The following is a 21842-nucleotide window of genomic DNA, read 5'->3' as shown; positions in this document are numbered from 1 at the left end:
AGACGCTGGGGGCGATGCCGCACACCACGGGTCCGCAACTCCCTGCGCCGCAGTCCACCGCGTCTCCGGCCGCCGCTCTCGACGAGCGTGGGCTGCGGCGCGTCCTCGTCGTGCTGTGCCTGACCCAGGTCGTCGGCTGGGGCGTCCTGTACTACGCGTTCCCGGTGCTCGCACCGTCGATCGCCGACGACACGGGCTGGTCGGTCGCGACCGTCACCGCCGCGTTCTCCGCAGGACTCGTGGTGTCGGCCGTCGTCGGGATCGGGACGGGCCGGGCGCTCGACCGGATCGGGCCGCGGCCGGTCATGACCGCGGGCTCGGTCCTCGCGGCACCGGCGATCGCCGGGGTGGCGTTCGCGCCGTCGTTCCCGCTGTTCGTGGCGGCGTGGCTGGTGGCGGGCGTCGCGATGTCGGCGACGCTGTACCCGCCCGCGTTCGCCGCGCTGACCCGCTGGTGGGGGCCGCGCCGGGTCACCGCGCTCACCGCCGTCACGATGCTCGGCGGGCTGGCCGGGACGGTGTTCGCGCCCCTGTCGGCGACGTTGCTCGATCATCTCGGCTGGCGCCACGCCTACCTGGTGCTGGCGGTGGTGCTCGCGCTGGTGACGGTCCCTGCGCACCTGGTCGGGCTGCGTGGGCCGTGGCCCGCCGCCCCGCGCGCGGACACCTCCGACGACGGCCCCGCGCCCCGGGCCGTCGTGCGCAGCAGGGCGTTCGTGCTGGTGGTGGCCGCCGTCGCGCTGGGCACGTTCACGTCGTTCGCGGTACTGGTCAACCAGGTGCCGCTGCTGATCGAGCGCGGCCTGTCGACGCACGCCGCGGCCTGGGCGCTGGGTCTCGCCGGGGTCGCGCAGCTCGTCGGGCGGCTGGGATACCGGCATGTGACGGGACGGCTGAGCGCGCCCACGCGTGCCGTCGTCATCCTCGCCGCCACCGCGGTGACGGCCGGCCTGCTCGCCCTCGTCCCCGGCCCCGCCGCGCTACTGTTCGGGGCGTCGCTGCTGATGGGCGTGAGCCGCGGGATCGTGACGCTGCTGCAGGCCACCGCCGTCAGCGACCGCTGGGGTACCGCGCACTACGGCCGGCTCAACGGGATCCTCTCGGCGCCGGTGACCGTCGCGACCGCGCTGGCGCCGTGGGCCGGGGCCGCGCTCGCCGGCGTGTTCGGTGGGTACCCGCCGGTGTTCTGGCTGCTCGCCGGCTGTGCGGCGCTCGGTGCGGTGCTCGCGCTCGGGACCTCGACCGGTCCCGGCGGCGCCCGGTCTGGGCGGGCAGCTGAGACCGGCCCGAGCCGGCACGACGGCGCTGCCGCCGCGCAGGAATGACCCGACCCATGCCCCGACCCGGCCCCCGGGACGTTTCGTCGCCGCTCGAACGGTCGACGGTCGGCTAGCGTCGGCGGGACCCGGGACAGGACGACCCGGGCAGGGCGACATGGGGGAGCGCGCATGACCACGACGGTCGCGACGGAGCCGGTGGCCGAACGGCCCGGCCGGGGGATGCAGCTCGCAGACCGGGTGCTCGACCGTGTGTGGCGGCTGCCGTCCGGCGGCCGGTACACCGTCACCCGCGGCCTGCGCGCGCCGATGCGCGACGGCGTCGAACTGATCGGCGACCTCTACACCCCGGCCGACGTCGAGCCCCTCGGCACGATCCTCGTCCGCGGCCCGTACGGGCGCACCACCCTCAACAGCCTCGCGTTCGCCCGCGTCTACGCCGCGCGCGGCTGGCAGGTCCTGCTGCAGAGCGTGCGCGGGACGTTCGGGTCGGGCGGGGCGTTCGACCCGATGCGGCGCGAGATCGAGGACGGCCAGGACACGGTCGCGTGGATGCGCGGGCAGCCGTGGTTCGACGGCACCTTCGCCACCCTCGGCCTGTCCTACCTGGGCTTCACCCAGTGGGCCCTGCTCATGGACCCGCCGCCGGAGCTGGCCGCGTCGGTCGTGGTCGTCGGCCCGCACGACTTCAACCTCTCCGCGCACGGCATCGGCTCGTTCTCGCTGGCCGACTTCCTGGGCTGGAGCGACATGGTCGCCCACCAGGAGGAGGGCACGCTGCTGCGGCGGCTCGTGCGCGAGCGCTCGGCCGCGCGCCGCCAGCAGTCGGCGATGGACGGCATCCCGCTCGTCGCCTCGGGGGAGGCGCTGCTCGCGGGGAAGGCGCCCTGGTATCGCGACTGGGCCTCGCGGCCCGAGCCCTCCGACCCGTTCTGGCGGCCGATGCAGCTCTCCGCCGCGCTCGACCGCGTCCGCACCCCCGTTCTGCTCGTCGGCGGCTGGCAGGACCTCTTCATCCGCCAGACCCTCCAACAGTGGACCCACCTGCACGGGCGTGGTCTGGACGTGGCGCTCACCGTCGGTCCCTGGACGCACGCCGACGCCGCGGCCCGCGGTGGCGGGCGCGTGGTCAAGGAGGCGTTGGACTTCCTCGGGTCCCGTGTCGCGGGGCGGCCCGCCACCCGCCCGACGCCGGTGCGCGTCTACGTGACCGGTGCCGACCCCGGGTGGCGCGGCTCGACCGACTGGCCGCCCCCGACGACGCCGCGCAGCCTCTACGTCGAGCCCGGTCGTGGGCTGGCGGCGGCCGCGTCGGGACGCCCCGCCGCGCCGGTCACGTTCACCTACGACCCCGCCGACCCCACCCCCGCGCTCGGTGGGCCGCTCCTCGACCCCAAGGCCTCCGGCGTCGTCGACAACGGCCCGCTGGAGGCGCGCGCGGACGTCGTGACGTTCACCGGCGAGGCGTTGACCGAGACGGTCGAGGTCGCGGGGACGATCGTCGTCGAGCTCGCGCACCGCAGCGACAACCCGCACGCCGACCTCTTCGTGCGCATCTGCGACGTCGACGAGCGCGGCCGCTCGTTCAACGTCACCGACGGCTTCGCCCGGCTCACCGACGCCGACCGCGAGCAGGTCGTGCGCGTCGAGCTGGCCGGGACCGCGCACCGGTTCGGCCCCGGCCACCGGATCCGGCTGCAGGTCTCCGGGGGCGCGCACCCGCGGCTGGCCCGCAACCTCGGTTCGGGAGAGCCCGCCGCCACGGGCTCGACGCTGCGCCCCTCGGCCCGCACACTCCCCGTCGACGGCCGCTCCCGGGTGCTGCTGCCGGTCGTCGGCTGACGGCACGGCGTCCCGCTCCCGACCGGCCGACCGAGCGGTCGTGTCCTCAGCGGGCGCCGCGCAGGGCGCCGATCCCGAGGTCCCCGGCCGACCTGGCCGGCGCGGGCTCGGCGGCCGCGGCGGCGGTCCGGGCGGGCGGCGGGTCGTCGAGCATCGCCGTCGACGGCACGAAGAACAGGTTGCCGGTGACGGCCGTCGAGACCTCCAGCAGCCGATCCGTGTTGCCCACCGGTTCGCCGACGAACATCCTGGTCAGCATGCGTTCGGGGACGTCGGGGTCGGCGGCGTACCCGATGAAGTACGTGCCGTACTCGCCGCGGGCGATCGACCCGAACGGCATGTTGTCGCGCAGGATCTCCCGCTCGGTCCCGTCCTCCTCGACGATCTGCGTGAGCGCGACGTGGGAGTCCGAGGGCTGGGTCTGCTCGTCGAGCTCGACGTCGTCGAGCATCCGCCGCCCGACGGCATGTTCGCGCGCCTCGACGCTCTGCGCCTGCCAGGCGCCGAGGTCGTGCAGGTACTTCTGGGTCATGACGTACGAGCCCCCCGCGAAGTCGGGGTCCTCGGCGCCGATCAGGACCGCGGCCGCGGCGTCGTCGCCGGTGGGGTTCTCGGTGCCGTCGACGAACCCCAACAGGTCACGACGGTCGAAGTAGCGGAACCCGTGCACCTCGTCGATCACGTCGACGGCGGCGCCGAGGCGGTCGCGGACGAGCCGCGCCAGCTCGAAGCACGGGTACAGGCGCAGGGCGCGGACGTGCAGGAACAGGTCGCCAGGTGTCGACGGCGCGTGGTGGCGGCCGCCGACGACCTCACGGAAGGGATGCAGGCCGGCGGGGCGCGGACCGTCGAAGGTCCGGTCCCACAGGTCGGAGCCGATCCCGACGATGCAGGTCAGCCCCTCGTCCGGGAGCCGGAAGCCGACCGACCGGACGATCCCGGCCACCTCGGGCAGCAGGTCACGGACGGTCTGCTCGCCGCCGTCGGCCACGGTCAGGGTGAGGAACACCGCGCTCTCGGTGAGCGGCGAGAGCACCGCCTGCGGCTGGGGGTCCACCGGCACGCGTGTCTCCGATCGTCGGCCGGCCGCCGGGCCCGTCCCGGCAGCCGCCGCCGATCTTCCCGACGCCCACGTCCTTCCCGCAACGGATTGCCGAGTTCTGAGACACCGCACATCCCGGCGGTCGGGCCGGCCCGTGCGACGACTCCGGGAGCTCAGGAGGCCTTGCGCACCGCCGCGGCGAGCTCGTCGCGCGTCATCGACGACCGGCCGGGGACGTCGAGCTCGCGGGCCAGCGCGGTCAGCTCGGCCTTGGTCGCGTCGCGCAGGTCCGGTGCCTTCCCCGCCTTCGTGCGCGACGACCGGGACCCCGACTTCTTCGTGCTCTTCTCGCCGGTGGCCTTCTTATCGGTGGCCTTGTTCTCGGTGGCCTTCTTCCCCGTCGCCTTCTTGCCGACACCGCCCCGCGACTGCTTCGCCTCGGACACGCTGCGCTCGAGCGCCGCGAGCAGGTCGGACATCTCCGTCGGGTCCGGCGGGGCGGACTCGACGACGGTCTCGTCGCCCTTGCGCTTGTCCTCGATCAGCTCGTCGACCCGGTCGCGGTAGGTGTCGCGGTAGCGCGTCGGGTCCCACGAGGTGCTCATCGAGTCGATCAGGCTCGTCGCCATCGCGAGCTCCTTGCCCTGCACCCGGACGCCTCCGGGCAGGTCGAGGTCGGTGGGGTCGCGCACCTCGTCGGCGAAGTACAGCGTCTGCAGGGCGAGGACGTCGCCGTCCGGTCGGACCGCCGCGAGGTACTCCTTGCCGCGCATGACGAACGTGCCCACGGCCGCGCGCCCGGACTCCCGCATCGCCCGCAGCAGCAGTGCGTACGGGCGGCCGTACTGCTCCTCGGTCGGGGCGAGCCAGTAGGTGCGTCGGAACCAGATGGGGTCGATCTCGTCGAGCTCGACGAAGTCGGCGATCTCCAGGTTGCGGGAGCGGCCGGGCGCGATCGCATCCAGCTCGTCGGGTTCCACGACGACGTGCTCGCCGTCGCCGACGTCCGCCCCCTTGACGATGTCGTCGAAGTCGACCTCGTCGCCGGTCCGCTCGTTGACCCGCTGGTTGCGCACGCGGTCCGACGTCCCGCGCTCGAACTGGTGGAAGTGGATCGTGTGGTCCGACGTCGCCGGGAACAGTCCGACCGGGATCGACACCAGGCCGAACGTGATCGAGCCGGTCCAGATCGCGCGCGCCATGCCGGGGCCTCCTCGGGTGTCGGTCGGGCGTGTCGGCGCCCGGGATCTCCCTACCCGCACCGGCCCGGTCGTACGCCGTCGACGGGTAACGTGCGGGTCGGCACGGACGGTCGGCGCGGGCGGTCGGTGCGGACGGTCGGTGCGGACGACGGCACCGACGCCCGGTGGCGAGGCGAGGAGCACGATCGGTGATGACGGACCCCTGGACGTCCGGAGCGCCCGAACCGGTGCTGGTGACGATCGGCGACATCACCGTCACCCCGTCCTGGGTGGTCACGCCGGGGGGCAGCGCCCCGGTGTCGTCGGTGCAGTGGCACGTCACGGACATGTCGGTGACCACGCGTGAGATCCCGACGTGGGCGATCGTGTGCGCGGTGATCTTCTTCCTGTTCTGCTTCCTCGGGCTGCTGTTCCTGCTGGCCAAGGAGGAGCGGACCGTCGGCAGCGTGCAGGTCGTCGCCCAGGCGCCGGGGTTGCTGTACTCGACGCAGATTCCGGTCTGGTCGCTGCACCAGGTCCACGACGTCAACGGCCGCGTGAACTACGCCCGCTCGATCGCGATGACCGGCCGGTGAGGGCGGCGCCCGCGGCGCTCACCCCGGGCCGCGCGGTCGCGGGCTACGTGGTCGTCGCGGCGTGGGCGGGCGCCCGGTCGTGGCCGGTGGCGTGCCCGTGGCGCAGGCTCACCGGCCGGGCCTGCCCGGTGTGCGGGCTGACCCGCTCGGTGGCACTGGCGTGGCGAGGGCGGTGGCGGGAGTCGTTCGCGGCGCACCGGCTGGGCGTGCCGCTCGTCGTCGCCGTCGCCGCCCGAATGCTCGTCAGGCCCGTGCCAGGTTCTCGCGCAGGGTCGCGCCCGCGTAGTCGCGCTGCATGAGCCCGCGCTCCTGGAGCACCGGCACGACCATCCGCACGAACTCCTCGAACGCCCCGGGCAGGTGCGTCGCGGCGAGCACGAAACCGTCGCAGGCCTCCGTCTCGAACCACTCCTGCATCTGGTCGGCCACGTCGACGGGCGTCCCGACGAACCGCGGCCCCTGCAGCAGCGTCGCGCGGTGCGCGGCCAGGTCGCGGACGGTGACCTCGCGGCCCAGGTGTGCGCGCACACCCTCGGCCAGCCCGCGGATGCCCGAGCTCGCCTCGATCATCTCGGCGGTCACCGGGTCGTCGAGGTCGTGCTTGGCGAAGTCGTAGTTGAGCAGCTCCGACAGCAGCGCGAGCGAGGCGAGCGGGTGGACGTAGCGCTCCAGGAACAGCCGTTCCTTCTCCAGCGCGATGTCGCGGGTCTCGCCGACGACGGCGTAGGCCATCGGGAGGATCTTCACCGAGCCGGGGTCGCGGCCCGCCGCGGCGACGCGGTCCTTCTGGTCGCGGTAGTGGGTACGCGCGACCTCCAGCCCCGGGTCGCCGGTGAACACGACGTCGGCCCAGGACGCGGCGAACTCACGGCCCCGCCCGGACGACCCCGCCTGCAGGATCGTCGGCCGGCCCTGCGGCGGCCGCGGCACGGTCAGCGGCCCGCGCACGGTGAACCACGTCCCCTCGTGCCGGATCTCGTGGACCTTGTCGGGGTCGGCGAAGATCCCGGACTCGCGGTCGAGTACCAGCGCGTCGGCCTCCCACGACTCCCACAGCGCGACGACGGCCTCCATGAACTCGTGCGCCCGGTCGTAGCGCTCGTCGTGGCCGAGGTGCGACTTCAGCCCGAAGTTCTGGGCCTCCGAGTCGTTGATCGAGGTCACGACGTTCCAGGCCGCCCGTCCCTTCGACAGGTGGTCGAGGGTCGCGAACGTGCGGGCCACGTGGAACGGGTCGAAGTAGGTCGTCGAGTAGGTGGCGCCGACGCCGATGTCGCGGGTGGCCCCGATGATCCCGCCGAGCACGGCGGTGAGGTCGAGCTTGACCGGCCGCGCACCGTAGCGGACCGCGTCGGCCACCGAGTCGCCGTAGACGCCGGGCATCGCGAGGCGGTCGTCGAAGAAGACCATGTCGAAGCGGCCGTGCTCGAGCGTGCGCGCGATGTGGGTGTAGTAGTCGAGGTCGAGGAAGCCCAGATCGGCCGACGGGTAGCGCCACGATCCCGAGTAGACGGTCACGTTGCCCGCCTGCATGAAGCCGACCATCGTCATCCTGCGCGGCTGCGACGTCATTGCGGCTCTCCCGTGGTCATGCCGAGCAGCTCGGCGGTGGCGGTGATCGTGGCGGCGTGGCGCAGGTGCGCGGCGTCGACGAGCATCCCGTCGAGCCCGGTCGCGCCCTTGCCGGAGCGTTCGGCCTCGCGGTAGGCCTCGACGATGCGCCGGGAGCGCTCGATGTCCTCCGGCGTCGGGGCGAACGCCTCGTTGGCGATCCCGACCTGCGAGGGATGGATCGCCCACTTCCCGACGTACCCCATCGCGGCCGCCCGGTCGCAGACCAGCCGGTAGGCGTCGGGGTCGCGGTAGTTGGGGAACGGGGCGTCGATCGCGTCGACCCCGGCCGAGCGGGCGGCGACGACCACGCGGGCCCTGGCGTAGTGCCACATGTCGCCCGGGTAGTCGACGACCGGGTCGAAGTTGCCGTCGACGCGCGCGCCCTGCGAGGCCGAGAAGTCGCCGACGCCGAAGATGATCGCCTCCAGCCGGTCCGACGCCCTGGCGATCTCGCCGACGTTCTCCAGCCCCTCGGTCTCCTCGATCAGCACCTCCAGCCCGACGCGGTGCTCCAGCCCGAGCGTCGCCTCCAGCTGGGTGAGCAGCACGTCGACCCACCAGACGTCGCGGGCCCGGCGGACCTTGGGGACGATGATCACGTCGAGGGCCTCGCGGGCGATCGTGAGCACCTCGATGACGTCGCCGTAGGCCCATCGGGTGTCGACGCCGTTCATCCGGATCGCCCGGGTCGTGCGGCCCCAGTCGAGGTCGCGCAGCGCGGCGCCGGCCTTGCCTCGGGCGGCCTCGCGCTCGGCGGGGGCGCAGGCGTCCTCCAGGTCGAGGAACACCAGGTCCGCGCCGGAGGCCGCGGCCTTCGCGAACATCTTCTCGTTGCTGGCCGGCGTGGCCAGCTCGGACCTGCGGGGTCGCACGGGACGTTCCGGCACGGAGCGCCTCCTCGTCGGGGTCGTCGGGGTCATCGGCTCATCGGGGGACGGACCTCAGATGACGCCGCGGTCGCGCAGCGTCGTGATCTCGGCCGACGACAGGCCCAGCAGGCCGCCGTACACGTCGTCGTTGTGGGCGCCGAGCGGGGCGCCGAGGTGCTCGATGCCGCCCGGGGTGGCCGACATCCGTGGCACCGGCGCCTGCACGCGCATCGCGCCGAGCTCGTCGTCGGACAGGGTCGGGTAGACGTCGCGGGCGGTGAGCTGGGGGTCGGCGAGCAGCTGCGGGGCGTCGTAGATCGGGGCGGCGGCGACCTCGGCCTCCTCGAAGACGGCCATCGCCTCGTCGAGGGTGTGCGCGCCGATCCACTCGGCCATCACCGCGTCGATCTCCGGGGCGTGCTTGAGTCGTTGCTGCGCCTCGGCGAACCGCGGTTCCGACGTGAGGTCCGGGCGTCCGACGGCGCGCAGTGCCCGCATCGCGATCGACGGGGCGCTGCCCGACATGGCCAGCCACTTGCCGTCGGAGGTGCGGTAGGTGTTGCGCGGCGCGGAGATGTCCCAGCGGTTGCCCATCCGGGTGGGGACCTCGCCGAGCTGGTCGTAGGTCAGCACCGGCTGCTCCAGCAGCCGCGCCAGCGGCTCGATCAGGTTGACGTCGATCAGCTGCCCGGCGCCGCCGCGGGCGTCGCGGTGGTAGAGCGCCATCATGACCGCGTAGGTCGCGGTCAGCGCGGCGACGCCGTCGGCGAGCATGAACGCGGGCAGCGTGGGCGGGCCGTCGGGGTGGCCGGTCATGTGCGCGAACCCGCTCATCGCCTCGCCGAGGGTCCCGAACCCGGGGCGGTCGCTCTTCGGCCCGCCGGCGCCGTAGCCGGTGACGTGCAGCATCACCAGCCCGGGGTGCTCGGGGGCCAGCGCGTCGTAGGACAGTCCCCACCGTTCCAATGTGGACGGCCGCAGGTTGACCACCAGGACGTCCGCCGACCGGGCGAGCCGGCGCAGCAGGTCGCGGCCGGCCTCCTCGCGCAGGTTCAACGTCACCGACTTCTTGTTGCGCCCCAGGCTCTTCCACATCAGGCCGACGCCGTCGCGCTGGGCGCCCCACTGCCGCAGCGGGTCGCCGCCGTCCGGCTGCTCGATCTTGATCACCTCGGCGCCGAACTCGCCCAGCCAGGTCGCGACGAGCGGGCCCGCGGCGAGCGTCGCCGCGTCGATGACGCGCAGCCCGGCGAGCGGTCCGGCGGCGGGGGAGGGGGTCACGTGCGCTCCTGTCGACGATCGGTCTGGTGTTCGGGTACCCCGCTCGGCGGAGCGGTCGAGCCGCCGGGGTGCAGTCGGGGGGCGACGAGCACGGGCCCGGGTCCGGGCGGTCCCGCTGCGGGCGGGTCCAGGAGGTCGAGCAGCAGCCGCGCGACCTGCCTGGCGAGCCCGCCGTAGTCGACGGCGATCGTGGTGAGCGGGGGATCGGCCAGCGCGAACCACTCCGGGTCGCCGTAGACGACGAGCGAGAGGTCGTCGGGCACCCGGCACCCGCGTGCCAGCACCGCCGTCGCCGCCGCGACCGAGAGCGAGCCACTCGCGACGATCAACGCCGTCGGCGGCGGTCCCGGGCCGTCGAGCAGCCGCGCGACGCCCAGGGTGCCGTTGTCGCGGGTGGGTGCGAGCAGCAGCGTGCGCGACGGCGCCGGCTCGAGCCCGGCGGCGGCGAGACCGCGGCGCCAGCCCCGTAGCCGGGCCGCGCCGTTGGACAGCGCGACCGGTGTTCCCAGGAACGCGATGTCGGTGTGCCCCAGGGCGGCCAGGTGCGCGACGGTGTCGACCACCGCCTGCTCGTCGTCGCTGAACACCCCCGGCGCCTGCAGGCCCCCGGCCCGGTGCAGCTCGACGACGGGCATCGTCGCCAGCAGCTCGCGGCTCGCGTCGAGCATTCCGGTCGTGGCGGAGATGACGAGCCCGGAGATCCGGCTGGCCGCGAGCTCGCGCAGCTGGTCGAGCTCGCGGCGCGGGTCGTCGCCGGTGATCGTGAGGATCATCTGCGTGCCGCGGTCGGCCAGCACCCCGGCGCACTCCGCGGCGACCGCCGAGTAGGCGAGCGTGTCGACGTACGGCACGACGAACCCGACGAACGCGTCGCTCGTCGTCGACGCGAGGGCGCGGGCGAGCCGGTTGGGGACGTAGCCGCGCGCCTCGGCGTGGGCGCGGATCCGGGCGGCGAGCTCGGGCCGGACGGCGCCGCTGCCGTTGAGCGCGCGCGAGACCGTCGCCGTGGAGACGCCGAGCTCGCGTGCGAGGTCGACGACCCCGACGGCGCCCCGTCGCCCCCGTCCCGTCATGACCGTCCCGTCGTCGTCCGTGCGGTGTAAAGGCTTACATTCCGCGGTCCCGGCAGTAGACCATCGTCACGCGGTGAGGGCAACACCGACCGACCGGACGGTCGTGTCGTCGGCTATTCTCGCTGGTCCGAGCGAGTGAAGGAGGGGACCCATGAAGGCGGCGCCCCAGGGTACGGCCCGGCGGGCCGAGATCGTCGCGGCGGCCGCCCGGCTGTTCGACGAGCGCGGCTATCACGCCACGTCGATGGACGACATCGCCGCGGCCGTGGGGATCAAGAAGCCCACCCTCTACCACCACGTGCAGAGCAAGACCCAGATCGTCATCTGGATCCACGACGAGCTCGTCCACGACCTCACCGACCGGCTCGAGCAGCGTGTGGCCGACAAGCTCCCGCGCGCGGAGATCCTGCTGCGCGTCATGGACGACATCCTCGGCCTGCTGGAGACGCGCCCCGGGCACCTGCGTGTCTACTTCGAACACCACCGCGAGATCCCGGGCGAGGAGGGGCGGGTGGCCCGGGAGATGCGCGACCGCTACACCGAGACCGTCCGGCAGCTGATCGAGGAGGGCGCCGCCGCGGGCGAGTTCCGCGTCGAGAACCCCGGCCTGACGACGTTCGCCTTCTTCGGCATGTGCAACTGGGCCTATCAGTGGTACCGCCCCGGCGGTCCGCTCACCCACCAGGTCATCGCCCGCTACTTCTGGCAGATCTTCATGTCGGGCATCGCCACCGGCCCCGAGGTCCTGGAGGGCCACGCCGACCGTCTCGACGTCTGACCCGCTCTGTCGTCGGTCAGGGATGGCGAGGGGCGTCGCGAGCCGGCCGGATCCTGGCACGCACGCACGCACGCTCGTCGTCGCAGCCGGCGGCCGGCCGACGGCCCCCGGGCGGACGTCCGGTCTCGTCCTGGTGGGCGGCGGGCGTGATGTCGTAGCGTGACCCCGACCGTCTGGTCGGTCGGGCGACGTTGCCCGGCGGCGGTCGCACGTCGGGAGGTCCCGTGACCCGTACCGCCCAGCCGGTTCCGACCCGCCCGCGCAGGCTCCGCGACTCGGGCTGGACGCTGCACGGCATCCTCGCCGCGGCGGCCGCGGCCGAGCCGGACCGGCCCGCCGTCGAGTTCACCGGTGCCCGCGGTTTCACCACCGCCGAGCTGCACGAGGCCGTCGGCGGGATGGCCGCGACGTTGCGCGCGAGGGGGATCGGGCGCGGTGACCGGGTGGCGCTGCTCGTCGGCAACCGCCCCGAGTTCCTCACGACGTTCCTCGCGTGCTCGGCCCTCGGCGCCGTCGCGGTGCCGCTCAACACGGCGTTGCGCGGCCGGGCGCTCGCCGAGACGCTGCGCCAGTTCCTGCCGTGCCCGCTCGTCACCGAGGCGGCCCTCGCCCCGAACCTCACGGCGCTGACCGGTGACGCGGCGCCGACCGCGCTCTGGTCGGTGGATGCCCTGCCGGGTGCGCACCGGCTGGAGCCTGCCGCGGAGCCCGTCATGCCGGCGCCGGACATCCAGCCGTGGGACGTCGCGACGATCCTGCTGACGTCGGGGACGACGGGCCTGTCGAAGGGCGTCATGTGGAGCCACGCCACCGCCCTCACCTTCGCGGACACCTCGACGTGGGTCATGGGCTACACCGCCGACGACGTGATCCACACCTGCCTGCCGCTCTTCCACATCAACGCGCTGCTGACGGCGCTGGTCCCGGGCCTGCTGACCGGCGCGAAGGTCGTCGTGGCACCGCGTTTCGGGGTGCGGACGTTCTGGTCGGACCTCGCCGACTGCGGCGCGACCGTCACGAACATGATGGGCGCCATGGGCGCGCTGTTGTGGCGGCAGGAGCCCACGCCCGCCGAGACCGCGCACCGGCTGCGGCTGGCGATGGTGCTGCCGCTGCCCGCGGACCGGCACGAGTTCGAGCGCCGGTTCGGCGTTCCGACGACCGAGGTCTACGGCTCCACCGACACCGGGATGCCGATCGGCATCCCCTTCGGTGAGCGCCGGCCCGGGTCGTGCGGGAAGCCCGCCCCTGGGTTCGCCGTCGATCTCGTGGACGCCGACGACGAGCCCGTCGGACCGGGCGAGCTGGGCGAGCTCGTGACCCGTCCGACGGTCGCGTTCGCGGGCACGCTCGGCTACTGGCGCAACCCCGAGCACACCGCGCAGGTACTGCGCAACCAGTGGTTCCACACCGGTGACCTGCTGCGACGCGACGACGAGGGCTGGTACTACTACGTCGACCGCGGCAAGGACGCGCTGCGGGTGTCGGGGGAGAACGTCTCGAGCGTCGAGGTCGAACGCGCGCTGCTGCGCCATCCCGACGTCGCCGAGGCCGCGGTGTTCGGGCTGCCGGGAGAGTTCGGCGAGGACGCCGTCGCGGCGGCCGTGGTCCCGCGGCCGGGGCGGACGGTCGACCCCGCGCAGCTGCGCGCGTTCGTCACCCCCGATCTGCCGTACTTCGCCGTGCCGCGCTACCTCGACGTGCGGGAGTCCCTGCCGCGCACCGCGACCGAGAAGGTGCGCAAGGCCGAGCTGCGCGCGGAGGGCCTGCGGCCGGGGATGTGGGACGGCGGCCCGTCGAGACGCTTGTGAGGCGCCCGGCCTCCTCCGGCGCGCCGCCCCTCCGACCGCAACCTGACGGTCCTCGCGCGGCCGTTCCGCAGCAGTGAGGTTGCGGCCGGGTCGTGGCGCGCAACCTGACGGTCCTCGTGCGGCTGTTTTGCAGCAGCGAGGTTGCGGCCGGGTCGTGGCGCGCAACCTGACGGTCCTCGCAGGGCGCGTTCGCAGCGCCGGGTTTGCGGTCGGGGCGGGGCTACGGGCCGACGGGGAGGACCGAGCGGGCCGCGCGCGTCACCGATGCGACGGCCGCCGGGTCCGCCGCCGCGATCTCCGCGGCCAGCTCGAGCGCGGCGGTCGTCACCCTGCCGGGCTCGGCCAGCCGGCTCGCCAGTCCGATGTCGACGGCCTCGGCCCCGGTGATCCGCCGTCCGCTGAGCAGGAGGTCGCGGGCCGGGGCCTGGCCGACCGCCCGGACGATCCGGTGGATCGCGCCACCGCCCGCGAGGATGCCGAGCGTGGCCTCTGGCAGCCCGAGCCGGACGCCCGGCGCGACGACGCGGATGTCGCAGGACAGCGCGAGCTCGAGGCCGCCGCCGAGGCAGGCGCCGTCGACCGCGGCGATCGTCGGCGCCCCGACCTGCTCGAACGCGCCGTAGACCTGCTGGCAGAGCTCCACGTAGGACACCTGTTCGGCGAGGTCGGCGCGGGCCATGTAGGGGATGTCGCCGCCCGCGGCGAAGATGCGCGGCACGGCACTGCTCACGACGACGGCGCGGGTCCCCGCCGGGACGCTCGCCAGTGCCTCGCCGACCGCCTCGAGGAACGGCCGGTCGAAGGCGTTGACCGGGGCCGAGTCCATGACGATCTCCGCCACGGCGTCGTGCAGTCCGACGTGGACCCCGGGACGGCGTCCGAACGCGACGCCGCTCACCGGCCGTCCGGCCCGGTGAACCGGGGGTCCCGCTTCTCGGCGAACGCCGAGAGGCCCTCCTGTGCGTTGGCGCCCGCGCGGACGGTGCGCCACAAGGACAGCTCGGCGGCGAGCCCGGCGGTGAACGAGTCCTGCGAGGCCCCCAGTGCGAGTCGCTTGGTCGCCGCGAGCGCCTCGGGGGACAGCGCGGCGAGGCTCGCGGCGAGTTCGAGCGCCGTCGCCGGGTCCGGGACCAGGCGCGTGACCAGGCCCCACGCCAGCGCCTCTGGCGCCTCGACGGTCCGGCCGGTGATCAGCAGGTCGCGCGCGACGCCCTGCCCCACCGCACGCACGAGCCGTGCGACCGTGCCGCCCACCGGGAGCGCCCCGGCCGCCGGCGTGGGCGCACGGACCACGACGGTGCCCGGCGCGACGCGGACGTCGCAGCACAGCGCGAGGTCGAACGCGACGCCGGTGCACCGGTCGGCGAGCAGCGCGACGGTCGGCAGCGGCAGGTCCTCGACGGCGGACAGCGCCTGCTGCCACGCGGTCACGGAGTCCTCGTCGACCGGCCGGTCGACGGCGGCGTCGGACGGGAGCCGCAGGAGGACGGCGCGGGTGCCTGGCGGCAGCGCGGCCAACGTCGCGACCAGTTCCGTCAGCGCGTCGGTCGCCGACCCGGCCGCGAGCTCCACGACGGCCACGGGGTCACGGGCGGGCCGCGGCGCGACACCGCGGGGATCGGGCGTCGACGCCTGCACGGGCTGTCCTCCAAGGCGATCCGTAACGCGACCGACTGGTCGGTCGAGAGACTGGCGTGCCCTTCCGTGCGGTGTCAAGCGCGGTCAGAGCGCGTTTCGACCCAGGTGCGGGGCGTGTCCGAAGAGTTCCTTGACGACCTGTGTGGCGGCCCCTAGGGTTTCGGGCCAGCACCCGACCGACCAGTCGGTCGTGCCTGTCCGAAGACCCCGGAGGAGCCGTAATGACGCGGTGGAGAAACCGACTGGGCGTGGCGTTGGCCGCCGCGACCGCGCTGCTGGTGGCGGGCTGTGGCGGAGGCGGGTCGTCCGACTCCGGCGGCTCGGGCGCGGGCAACCAGACCCTGCAGTTCGCGGTCGTCGCCGAGCTCACCGGCAAGTACGCGCCGTACGGGCTGCAGCTGCAGGCGGGCGTCAACGAGGCGGTCAAGGACCTCAACGCGTCGGGGCAGTACCCCTTCACGATCGAGCCCAAGTTCTACGACTGCCAGAGCGAGCAGGCGATCTGCGTCAGCAAGACCCGCGACGCAGTGACCAGCGACAAGATGCCCCTGGTGATGGGGCCGGTCGTCAGTCTTGACATCCTGCCCTCGGCCGAGGTGACCCAGCGGGCCGACACCCCGCACGCGGTGTTCGCGGTGCTGCCCGACATCACCGACAAGTACACGAACACGTTCCGCTGGAGCGCGCAGAACGACGTCAACAACAAGACCGTCGTCGACTTCGTCAAGGCGAAGCTGCAGCCGGGCGAGGGCGTCGCGATCGTCCACGCCAACACCGACTTCGGCAACGGCGGTGCCAAGCAGCAGGCCGACGGCCTGGCCGCGGCCGGCATCACGCCCGTCGCCAACATCGGCCACGACCCGTCGCAGGCGGACTACACCCCGGTGATGGTCGAGCTGAACCAGAAGAAGCCCAAGTACATCCTGCTGTCGGACTCCGACCCGGCCGACGTCGCGAAGCTGCTGCGCCAGGCGCGCGAGAACGGTGTGACCGGGCAGTGGGTCGGCGCGGACGCCTCCGGCGCCATCCAGCTCGCGGGCGACGACGCCAAGGGCTACATGATCGTCTCGCCGTGGTTCCCGAACAACGCGTCCGACCCGAACTCGATCGAGCTCTCGCAGCGGTTCGTCGCGGCCGGCATCAAGGACCCGGGCTGGATCGCGGCCATGGCCTACGACGCGACCAAGGGCGTCGCGGAGTCCGCGAAGGCCAAGGGCCTCACGGCCGCCGACATCACGGCCGGCATGGAGTCGCTGACGAACATGCCGGGCAAGGCCGCGAAGTCGTGGACGTTCACCAAGGACAACCGCCGCGGCCTCACCGACTCGACGATCGGCCAGTGGAACGGCACCGGTTTCGAGACCGCGTGGCCGCAGGGCTGACCTGATCGGCCCGGCCCGGCCGCAGGAGCCGACCTGACCGGCGCCGGCCGAGCAGCACGACGAGAACCGACCAGGACGGCCGCGGGCACCGCCCGCGGCCGTCCGACCGGGAGGCGGATCGGTGAGCACCCCCAGCACGACCCCGGCGTCGCCGGACACCCGGCTCGACGCGACGACCGACGACCCGCAGCCGCCCTCGTTCACCGCCGAGCGCCACCTCGCCCCGAAGTGGGCGCGGTGGGGGCTGCCGGTGGTGCTCGCGGTCGCCGCGGTCGCGCTGCCCTTCGTGGGCATCGACAGTGCGCAGCAGTTCCTGTTGGCCTACATGGCGATCATCGCGTTGCTCGCGGTCTCGCTGCACTTCCTCATGGGCATCGCCGGCCTGTTCAGCCTGGGCCAGGCGGGCTTCTTCGGCGTCGGCGCCTACGTCGGCGTCGTACTCATGGACAAGTTCGGGTGGGACGGCGCGATCGCGCTGCCGCTGGTCGCGGTGGCCGGTGCGCTGGTCGGGCTGCTCATGGCGGTCGCCACGCTGCGCGCCTCGGACCTGTACCTGGCGCTGACCACGCTGGCGTTCGGCTTCGTCGGCGAGAACGTGGTGCGCAACATCGACTATCTCGGTGGGGCGCAGGGCCTCGCGGGCTTCGACCTGTACTTCTTCGGGCTGACGCTCGACGACCCGCTGCTGATCTACTGGATCGGCCTGGGCTGCCTGATCGTGTTCATGGTCATGATCACGAGCATGCGCCGCAGCCGGTTGGGCCGGGCCCTGATGGCGGGCCGGGAGGGGCCGATCGCGGCGCGCAGCATCGGCGTCGACACCGGGCGCTACCGGTTCCTGGCCTTCGGGCTGTCGGGAGCCTTCGCGGCGGTCGCGGGCTCGCTCTACACCGCGTACGCCTACGTGCTCGACCCCTCGGTGTTCGGCCTGGGCCTGACGACGACGGTGCTGACGATCGCGATCGTCGGCGGGCTGCGCTCCATGCCGGGCGTGCTCGTCGCGGCGGTGGCGCTGACCTGGTTCCGCAGTGCCGTGGACGGTGAGGCGATCTCCGAGTACGTGCTGCTGTTCTACGCGGCACTCGTCGTCCTGACCCTGCTGTTCCTGCCGCAGGGCATCGGCGGCGCCATGTCCACGTCGTTCAGACGACTGGCGAACCGGAAGGGGCGCTCGTGACCGAGCCACTGCTGCGCGCGCGGGGCCTCACCCGGCGCTTCGGCGGCCTCGTCGCCGTCGACTCCGTGTCGGTCGACGTCGCCGAGGGCGAGGTCCACGGCCTCATCGGACCCAACGGTGCCGGCAAGACGACGCTGGTCAACATGCTCACCGGCGTCGACCGCATCGACGACGGCACCGTGCACTTCGCCGGCGAGGAGACGACGGGGCTGCCCTCGCACAAGCTCGCCGCGCGCGGGATCGCACGGTCGTTCCAGACCTCGCAGCTGTTCGAGGACGAGGACGTGCTGGCCAACGTCATGGCCGGCCGGCATCGGCACCTGCGCTACCGCTTCCCGCACGACGTGCTCTACACCCCGCGGACCGCGCGGGAGGAGCGGGCGAGCCTCGTGCGGTGCGCGGAGCTGCTGGCGATGCTGCGCCTCGACGACGTCGCGCACCGGCACGTCGGCGAGCTGTCCTACGGCAGGCGGCGGCTGGTCGAGATCGCCCGCGCGCTGGCGACCGAGCCACGGCTGCTGGTGCTCGACGAGCCCGCCGCGGGGCTGTCGGGCGTCGACGTCGACCTGCTGGAGGGCGTGCTGCGGGACCTGTCCGCCGCCGCTTACACGATCCTGATCATCGAACACAACATCGGGCTGGTCATGGGCATCTGCGACCGCGTCACCGTGCTGGCCGAGGGCGCCGTACTGGCCCAGGGGCCACCCGCGGAGGTCCGCGTCATGCCCGAGGTGATCACTGCCTACCTGGGCAGGAGCGCCGCATGACGCTCGAGGTCGAGAACCTGTCGGTGGGCTACGGCGACGTCCCTGTGGTTCGCGAGGTCAGCCTGGAGGTCGCGGTCGGCGAGGCGGTCTGCCTCGTCGGACCCAACGGGGCCGGCAAGACGACGACGCTGCGCGGGATCATGGGCCTCTCGAGGCCGACGGCGGGCGCCGTCCGCTGGGAGGGCACCGACCACGCAGGCAGGCCCGCGTGGTCGCGCGCGCACGCCGGGATCGCGCTCGTCCCCGAGGGCCGGCACGTCTTCGGGCCCCTCTCGGTCGTGGAGAACCTCGAGGTCGCGGTGCGTGCCGTCGGCGGGCGGCGGGTCGGTGCGCGCATCGACGCCGCGATGGACCGCTTCCCGCGGTTGCGCGAGCGCCGCGCCCAGCCGGCCGGGCTGCTGTCCGGCGGAGAGCAGCAGATGCTCGCGATCGCCCGCGCGCTCGTGCAGGAACCGCGGCTGCTGGTGATCGACGAGATGTCGCTCGGGCTCGCGCCGGTGGTGTACGAACAGGTGGGTGAGGCCGTGCGCGGGCTGGTCTCCGACGGGCTCGGGGTGCTCATGGTCGAGCAGAACGCGGCACTGGCGATGTCGTTGTGCAGCAGGGGATATCTCATGTCCGGTGGGCGGATCCTGCTCGGTGGCACCGTCGAGGAGATGGCGCACGAGGATGCCGTCGCCCACCTCTACTTCGGGGCGGTGTGAGAGATGGACAAGCTCCTGCAGCTCGTCGTCGCCGGCCTCGTCACGGGGTCGATCTACGGCCTGATCGCCACCGGCTACGCGGTGCTCTACACCGCGACCGGGTTCGTCAACTTCGCGTTGGGCGCGCAGGCCATGCTCGGCGGGTACCTCGCCTACGTGTACTTCCCCGCTCTGCCGCAGTGGGTGCGGATCGTGATCTCGCTGGTCGTCGGGGCGGTCGTGTCGGTCGTGTCGTGGAACCTGCTCTACAAGTGGGCCGCGAGACGGGCGATGCTGGCGGCGGTGATCATGTCGTTCGCGCTGGCGATCGTCTTCGAGGAGATCATCAGACTCTCGGCGGGTGGGCTGAACGTGCCGGCCCCCTCGCCGTTCGGCCGCGCCGTGTTCCAGCTCGGTGCCGTGACGATCTCGGCCCACCAGCTGGCGGTGGTCGTCGTGTCCGCGGTCCTGTTCACCGGGCTCGTCGTCATGCTCGGCAGCAAGCGCGGCGCGGCCGTGCGGGCCATGTTCGCCGACGCCGAGACCGCCGAGGTGCTGGGCATCCGCACCGCCCGGCTGACGACGATCCTCTTCGCGGTCTCGGGCGTGTTCGCCGCGGTCGCGGGCATCCTCGCCGCCCCCCTGCTGACGCTATCGCCCTACATGGGCCTCAACCTCGCGCTGATCGGCTTCGTCGGCGCGATCCTCGGCGGCCTCGGCCGGATCGGGACGGCGATCGCCGGCTCGATCCTGCTCGGGCTGCTGGAGGCGTTCTTCGCCGGCTACGTGTCGGCCGACTTCCGCACCGCGCTGGTGTACGCGGTGTTCGTCCTGGTCCTCGTGATCCGCCCGGCGGGCCTGCTCGGCCGGGTGGCGAAGGTGAAGGTATGACGCAGAAGTACGAGACGATCTCCGTCGAGCGCGACGGGGCGGTCGCCCGCATCACCCTCGACCGCCCCGACAAGCTCAACGCGCTCGACCCCGTGATGCTCGAGGAGCTGCTCGACGCCGTCGGCGGGCTCGCGGCCGACGAGGACGCCGCCGCCCTGGTCCTCACCGGCCGCGGCCGGCTGTTCTCCGCGGGCGTCGATCTGTCGACGCCGTTCTTCATGGAGGACCTCGACGAGAAGCAGGCGTCGACGGTGTTCAGCGGCAAGCGCCTGCTCGACTGGCAGCACCGCATCATCGCGGGCCTCTACGAGCTGCCGTTCCCGACGATCGCCGCGGTCAACGGCGACGCCGTCGGCGGGGGCGGGTTCGGCCTCGCGATGGCCTGCGACCTGCGGCTCGCGGTCCGCGGTGCCCGGTTCTGGATGGTGCCGGGGGCGCTCGCGGTGGTGCAGGACTTCGGGTTGTCGTGGCTGACGCAGAAGGCGATCGGGCCGTCGCGGACGCTGCAGATGGCGTTGCTGGGCAAGCCCGTCCTCGCCGAGGTGGGCGAGGGGTGGGGCCTCGTCAACGAGGTGCACGACTCCCCGGAAGCGTTGCGCACCAGGGTCGACGAGGTCGTCGCACAGCTCAACACCATGGGCCCCGACGCGATCCGGATGCTCAAGCTCGTCATCCGCAACGGCGCGACGAGCCCGCTGCGCGAGCAGCTCGCGATGGAGGCCGTCGCCAACGGCCTGACGTTCCAGTCCGCCGAGTTCGCCGAGCGCAAGGCGGCCTACCTGGACGGCCTGCGGAAGAAGGGCGCGAAGTGACCGTCCCGGCCACCATGCGCGCGGCCCGGCTGCGCGAGATCGAGGGGACGGTCCGGCTCGTCGTCGACGAGGTGGACGTCCCGGCCCCCGGCCCGGGCGAGGTGCTGGTCCGGGTGCGCGCGTGCGGGCTCAACCAGGTCGACCTGCTCACCCGCGACGGCAGGACCCCCGCCGCGGTCCCGCTCCCGCACGTTTCCGGCACCGAGGTCGCGGGTGACGTCGCCGCCGTCGGCGAGGGCGTCAGGAAGTGGCGCGGCGGCGAGCGCGTCGTCGTCGACCCCGTCCTCTCCTGCGGGGAGTGCGCGTTCTGCCGCGTCGGACGGGACAACATGTGCCTGCGCGGCAAGATCTACGGCGTCCAGACCCACGGCGGGTACGCCGAGTACGCGATCGCGCCGGCGGCGCAGCTGCTCCCGATCCCCGACCACATGGACCACGCCACCGCCGCGGCCGTCGCCGTGACCGGTCCGACGGCCTGGCACATGCTGCGCCGCCGCGCCGACGTTCGGGTCGGCGAGGACGTGCTGGTCATCGCGGCGGGCGCGGGCATCGGGGTGCTCGCGGTGCAGATCGCGCGGCTCGCGGGCGCCCGGGTCGTGGCCACCGCGGGCAGCCCGGACAAGATGGCGCGGGCCGCCGACCTCGGCGCCGACCACGTCGTCAACCATCGCGACCCCGAGTGGGCCGACCAGGTGCGGGCGTGGACCGGTGGGCGGGGCGTCGACCTGGTGTTCGAGCACGTCGGTGCCGCCACCTGGGAGGGCAGCCTGCACGCCATGGCCCGCGGCGGCCGGCTGGTCACCTCGGGCGGGCACTCGGGCTTCACCGTATCGCTGGACCTGTGGCACCTGTTCGTCAAGGAGCACACGGTCATCGGCTCCTTCGCCGGCTCGCGCCAGGACCTCGTCGACGTGCTGGACCTGGTCGCCCGCGGCCGGCTCCGCCCCGTCGTGCAGGACACCGTCGGGCTCGACGGGATCGAAGGGGCACAACGACTTCTGGAGGACCGCGGCGTGTTCGGCAAGCTCCTGCTGGACCCGGCGCGCTAGATCGGGGGGATTCGAGATGAGACATCCTCTGTCAACCTTCGGGTCAGGCTGCTCGTCCGAGGGCTCGGTTGCGGTTGGC

General features: G+C 73.3%; 21 protein-coding genes. 13 read left to right on the top strand and 8 right to left on the bottom strand.

The window, feature by feature from the left end; genetic code table 11:
* The first annotated feature begins 14 nt into the window (after window positions 1-14).
* Window positions 15-1325: an MFS transporter gene (locus PSD17_RS31795; protein ID WP_339126018.1), complete on the top strand. Its 1311-nt coding sequence runs from the start codon at window positions 15-17 to the stop codon at window positions 1323-1325.
* Window positions 1326-1448: 123 nt separating this feature from the next.
* Window positions 1449-3119, top strand: coding sequence for a CocE/NonD family hydrolase (locus PSD17_RS31790; protein ID WP_339126017.1), 1671 nt, complete (start codon window positions 1449-1451; stop codon window positions 3117-3119).
* Between the two features lie 46 nt (window positions 3120-3165).
* On the opposite strand, the gene PSD17_RS31785 is transcribed toward PSD17_RS31790, so the two are convergent.
* The gene (locus tag PSD17_RS31785) at window positions 3166-4182 is read right to left on the bottom strand and encodes a Dyp-type peroxidase (RefSeq protein ID WP_103382900.1); all 1017 of its coding nucleotides are present in this window, start codon (window positions 4180-4182) and stop codon (window positions 3166-3168) included.
* A 152-nt stretch (window positions 4183-4334) separates the two neighbouring features.
* Window positions 4335-5363 carry a non-homologous end joining protein Ku gene (gene ku, locus PSD17_RS31780; RefSeq protein WP_339126016.1) on the bottom strand — a complete coding sequence of 343 codons (1029 nt, stop codon included), beginning with the start codon at window positions 5361-5363 and terminating at the stop codon, window positions 4335-4337.
* 191 nt (window positions 5364-5554) lie between these two features.
* On the opposite strand from ku, the gene PSD17_RS31775 reads away from it, so the two are divergent.
* Entirely contained in the window at window positions 5555-5938 is a 384-nt protein-coding gene (locus tag PSD17_RS31775) for a hypothetical protein (RefSeq protein ID WP_143770424.1), read from the top strand.
* A complete protein-coding gene (locus PSD17_RS35510; protein WP_158703363.1) occupies window positions 5935-6237 on the top strand; it encodes a DUF2752 domain-containing protein in 303 nt (100 codons plus the stop codon). The genes PSD17_RS31775 and PSD17_RS35510 overlap by 4 nt, the downstream gene beginning before the upstream one ends.
* Here PSD17_RS35510 and PSD17_RS31770 read toward each other — a convergent pair.
* The 4 genes from PSD17_RS31770 to PSD17_RS31755 are packed head-to-tail and all read right to left on the bottom strand — an operon-like array spanning window position 6182 to window position 10775.
* The gene (locus PSD17_RS31770; RefSeq protein ID WP_013674212.1) at window positions 6182-7510 is read right to left on the bottom strand and encodes an LLM class flavin-dependent oxidoreductase; all 1329 of its coding nucleotides are present in this window, start codon (window positions 7508-7510) and stop codon (window positions 6182-6184) included. The genes PSD17_RS35510 and PSD17_RS31770 overlap by 56 nt on opposite strands.
* Complete coding sequence (locus tag PSD17_RS31765) at window positions 7507-8439, bottom strand: HpcH/HpaI aldolase/citrate lyase family protein (RefSeq protein ID WP_013674213.1); 933 nt, start codon at window positions 8437-8439, stop codon at window positions 7507-7509. The genes PSD17_RS31770 and PSD17_RS31765 overlap by 4 nt, the downstream gene beginning before the upstream one ends.
* Window positions 8440-8493: 54 nt before the next feature.
* Window positions 8494-9702, bottom strand: a complete 1209-nt coding sequence (locus PSD17_RS31760) for a CaiB/BaiF CoA transferase family protein (protein WP_013674214.1) — start codon at window positions 9700-9702, stop codon at window positions 8494-8496.
* Window positions 9699-10775: a LacI family DNA-binding transcriptional regulator gene (locus PSD17_RS31755; RefSeq protein ID WP_013674215.1), complete on the bottom strand. Its 1077-nt coding sequence runs from the start codon at window positions 10773-10775 to the stop codon at window positions 9699-9701. The genes PSD17_RS31760 and PSD17_RS31755 overlap by 4 nt, the downstream gene beginning before the upstream one ends.
* Window positions 10776-10926: 151 nt before the next feature.
* Between PSD17_RS31755 and PSD17_RS31750 the strand changes: the two genes are divergently transcribed.
* Window positions 10927-11553: a TetR/AcrR family transcriptional regulator gene (locus PSD17_RS31750; RefSeq protein ID WP_013674216.1), complete on the top strand. Its 627-nt coding sequence runs from the start codon at window positions 10927-10929 to the stop codon at window positions 11551-11553.
* A gap of 224 nt (window positions 11554-11777) precedes the next feature.
* On the top strand, window positions 11778-13364 hold the full coding sequence (locus PSD17_RS31745; protein WP_339126015.1) for an AMP-binding protein: 1587 nt from the start codon (window positions 11778-11780) through the stop codon (window positions 13362-13364).
* Window positions 13365-13584: 220 nt separating this feature from the next.
* Here PSD17_RS31745 and PSD17_RS31740 read toward each other — a convergent pair whose 3' ends face one another.
* Window positions 13585-14262, bottom strand: a complete 678-nt coding sequence (locus PSD17_RS31740) for an enoyl-CoA hydratase/isomerase family protein (protein ID WP_339126014.1) — start codon at window positions 14260-14262, stop codon at window positions 13585-13587.
* On the bottom strand, window positions 14259-15002 hold the full coding sequence (locus tag PSD17_RS31735) for an enoyl-CoA hydratase/isomerase family protein (protein WP_339126013.1): 744 nt from the start codon (window positions 15000-15002) through the stop codon (window positions 14259-14261). Before PSD17_RS31735 ends, PSD17_RS31740 begins: the two co-directional genes overlap by 4 nt.
* 221 nt (window positions 15003-15223) lie before the next feature.
* Between PSD17_RS31735 and PSD17_RS31730 the strand changes: the two genes are divergently transcribed.
* From PSD17_RS31730 to PSD17_RS31700, 7 genes are all read left to right on the top strand, one after another.
* Entirely contained in the window at window positions 15224-16384 is a 1161-nt protein-coding gene (locus PSD17_RS31730) for an ABC transporter substrate-binding protein (protein ID WP_013674220.1), read from the top strand.
* A gap of 121 nt (window positions 16385-16505) precedes the next feature.
* The gene (locus PSD17_RS31725; protein WP_103382893.1) at window positions 16506-17561 is read left to right on the top strand and encodes a branched-chain amino acid ABC transporter permease; all 1056 of its coding nucleotides are present in this window, start codon (window positions 16506-16508) and stop codon (window positions 17559-17561) included.
* Complete coding sequence (locus PSD17_RS31720; protein ID WP_013674222.1) at window positions 17558-18328, top strand: ABC transporter ATP-binding protein; 771 nt, start codon at window positions 17558-17560, stop codon at window positions 18326-18328. Before PSD17_RS31725 ends, PSD17_RS31720 begins: the two co-directional genes overlap by 4 nt.
* On the top strand, window positions 18325-19032 hold the full coding sequence (locus tag PSD17_RS31715) for an ABC transporter ATP-binding protein (RefSeq protein WP_013674223.1): 708 nt from the start codon (window positions 18325-18327) through the stop codon (window positions 19030-19032). The genes PSD17_RS31720 and PSD17_RS31715 overlap by 4 nt, the downstream gene beginning before the upstream one ends.
* A 3-nt stretch (window positions 19033-19035) precedes the next feature.
* The gene (locus tag PSD17_RS31710) at window positions 19036-19902 is read left to right on the top strand and encodes a branched-chain amino acid ABC transporter permease (RefSeq protein ID WP_339126012.1); all 867 of its coding nucleotides are present in this window, start codon (window positions 19036-19038) and stop codon (window positions 19900-19902) included.
* On the top strand, window positions 19899-20714 hold the full coding sequence (locus PSD17_RS31705) for an enoyl-CoA hydratase/isomerase family protein (RefSeq protein ID WP_103382891.1): 816 nt from the start codon (window positions 19899-19901) through the stop codon (window positions 20712-20714). Before PSD17_RS31710 ends, PSD17_RS31705 begins: the two co-directional genes overlap by 4 nt.
* Window positions 20711-21763 carry a zinc-binding dehydrogenase gene (locus tag PSD17_RS31700; RefSeq protein WP_013674226.1) on the top strand — a complete coding sequence of 351 codons (1053 nt, stop codon included), beginning with the start codon at window positions 20711-20713 and terminating at the stop codon, window positions 21761-21763. Before PSD17_RS31705 ends, PSD17_RS31700 begins: the two co-directional genes overlap by 4 nt.
* The last annotated feature ends 79 nt before the right edge of the window (window positions 21764-21842 follow it).

The organism is Pseudonocardia sp. D17 (assembly GCF_036984265.1).
In the GTDB taxonomy this organism is placed as follows: domain Bacteria; phylum Actinomycetota; class Actinomycetes; order Mycobacteriales; family Pseudonocardiaceae; genus Pseudonocardia; species Pseudonocardia benzenivorans.
The sequence above is the reverse complement of the archived record's forward strand: the minus strand, read 5'-3'. Positions and strand labels throughout refer to the sequence as shown.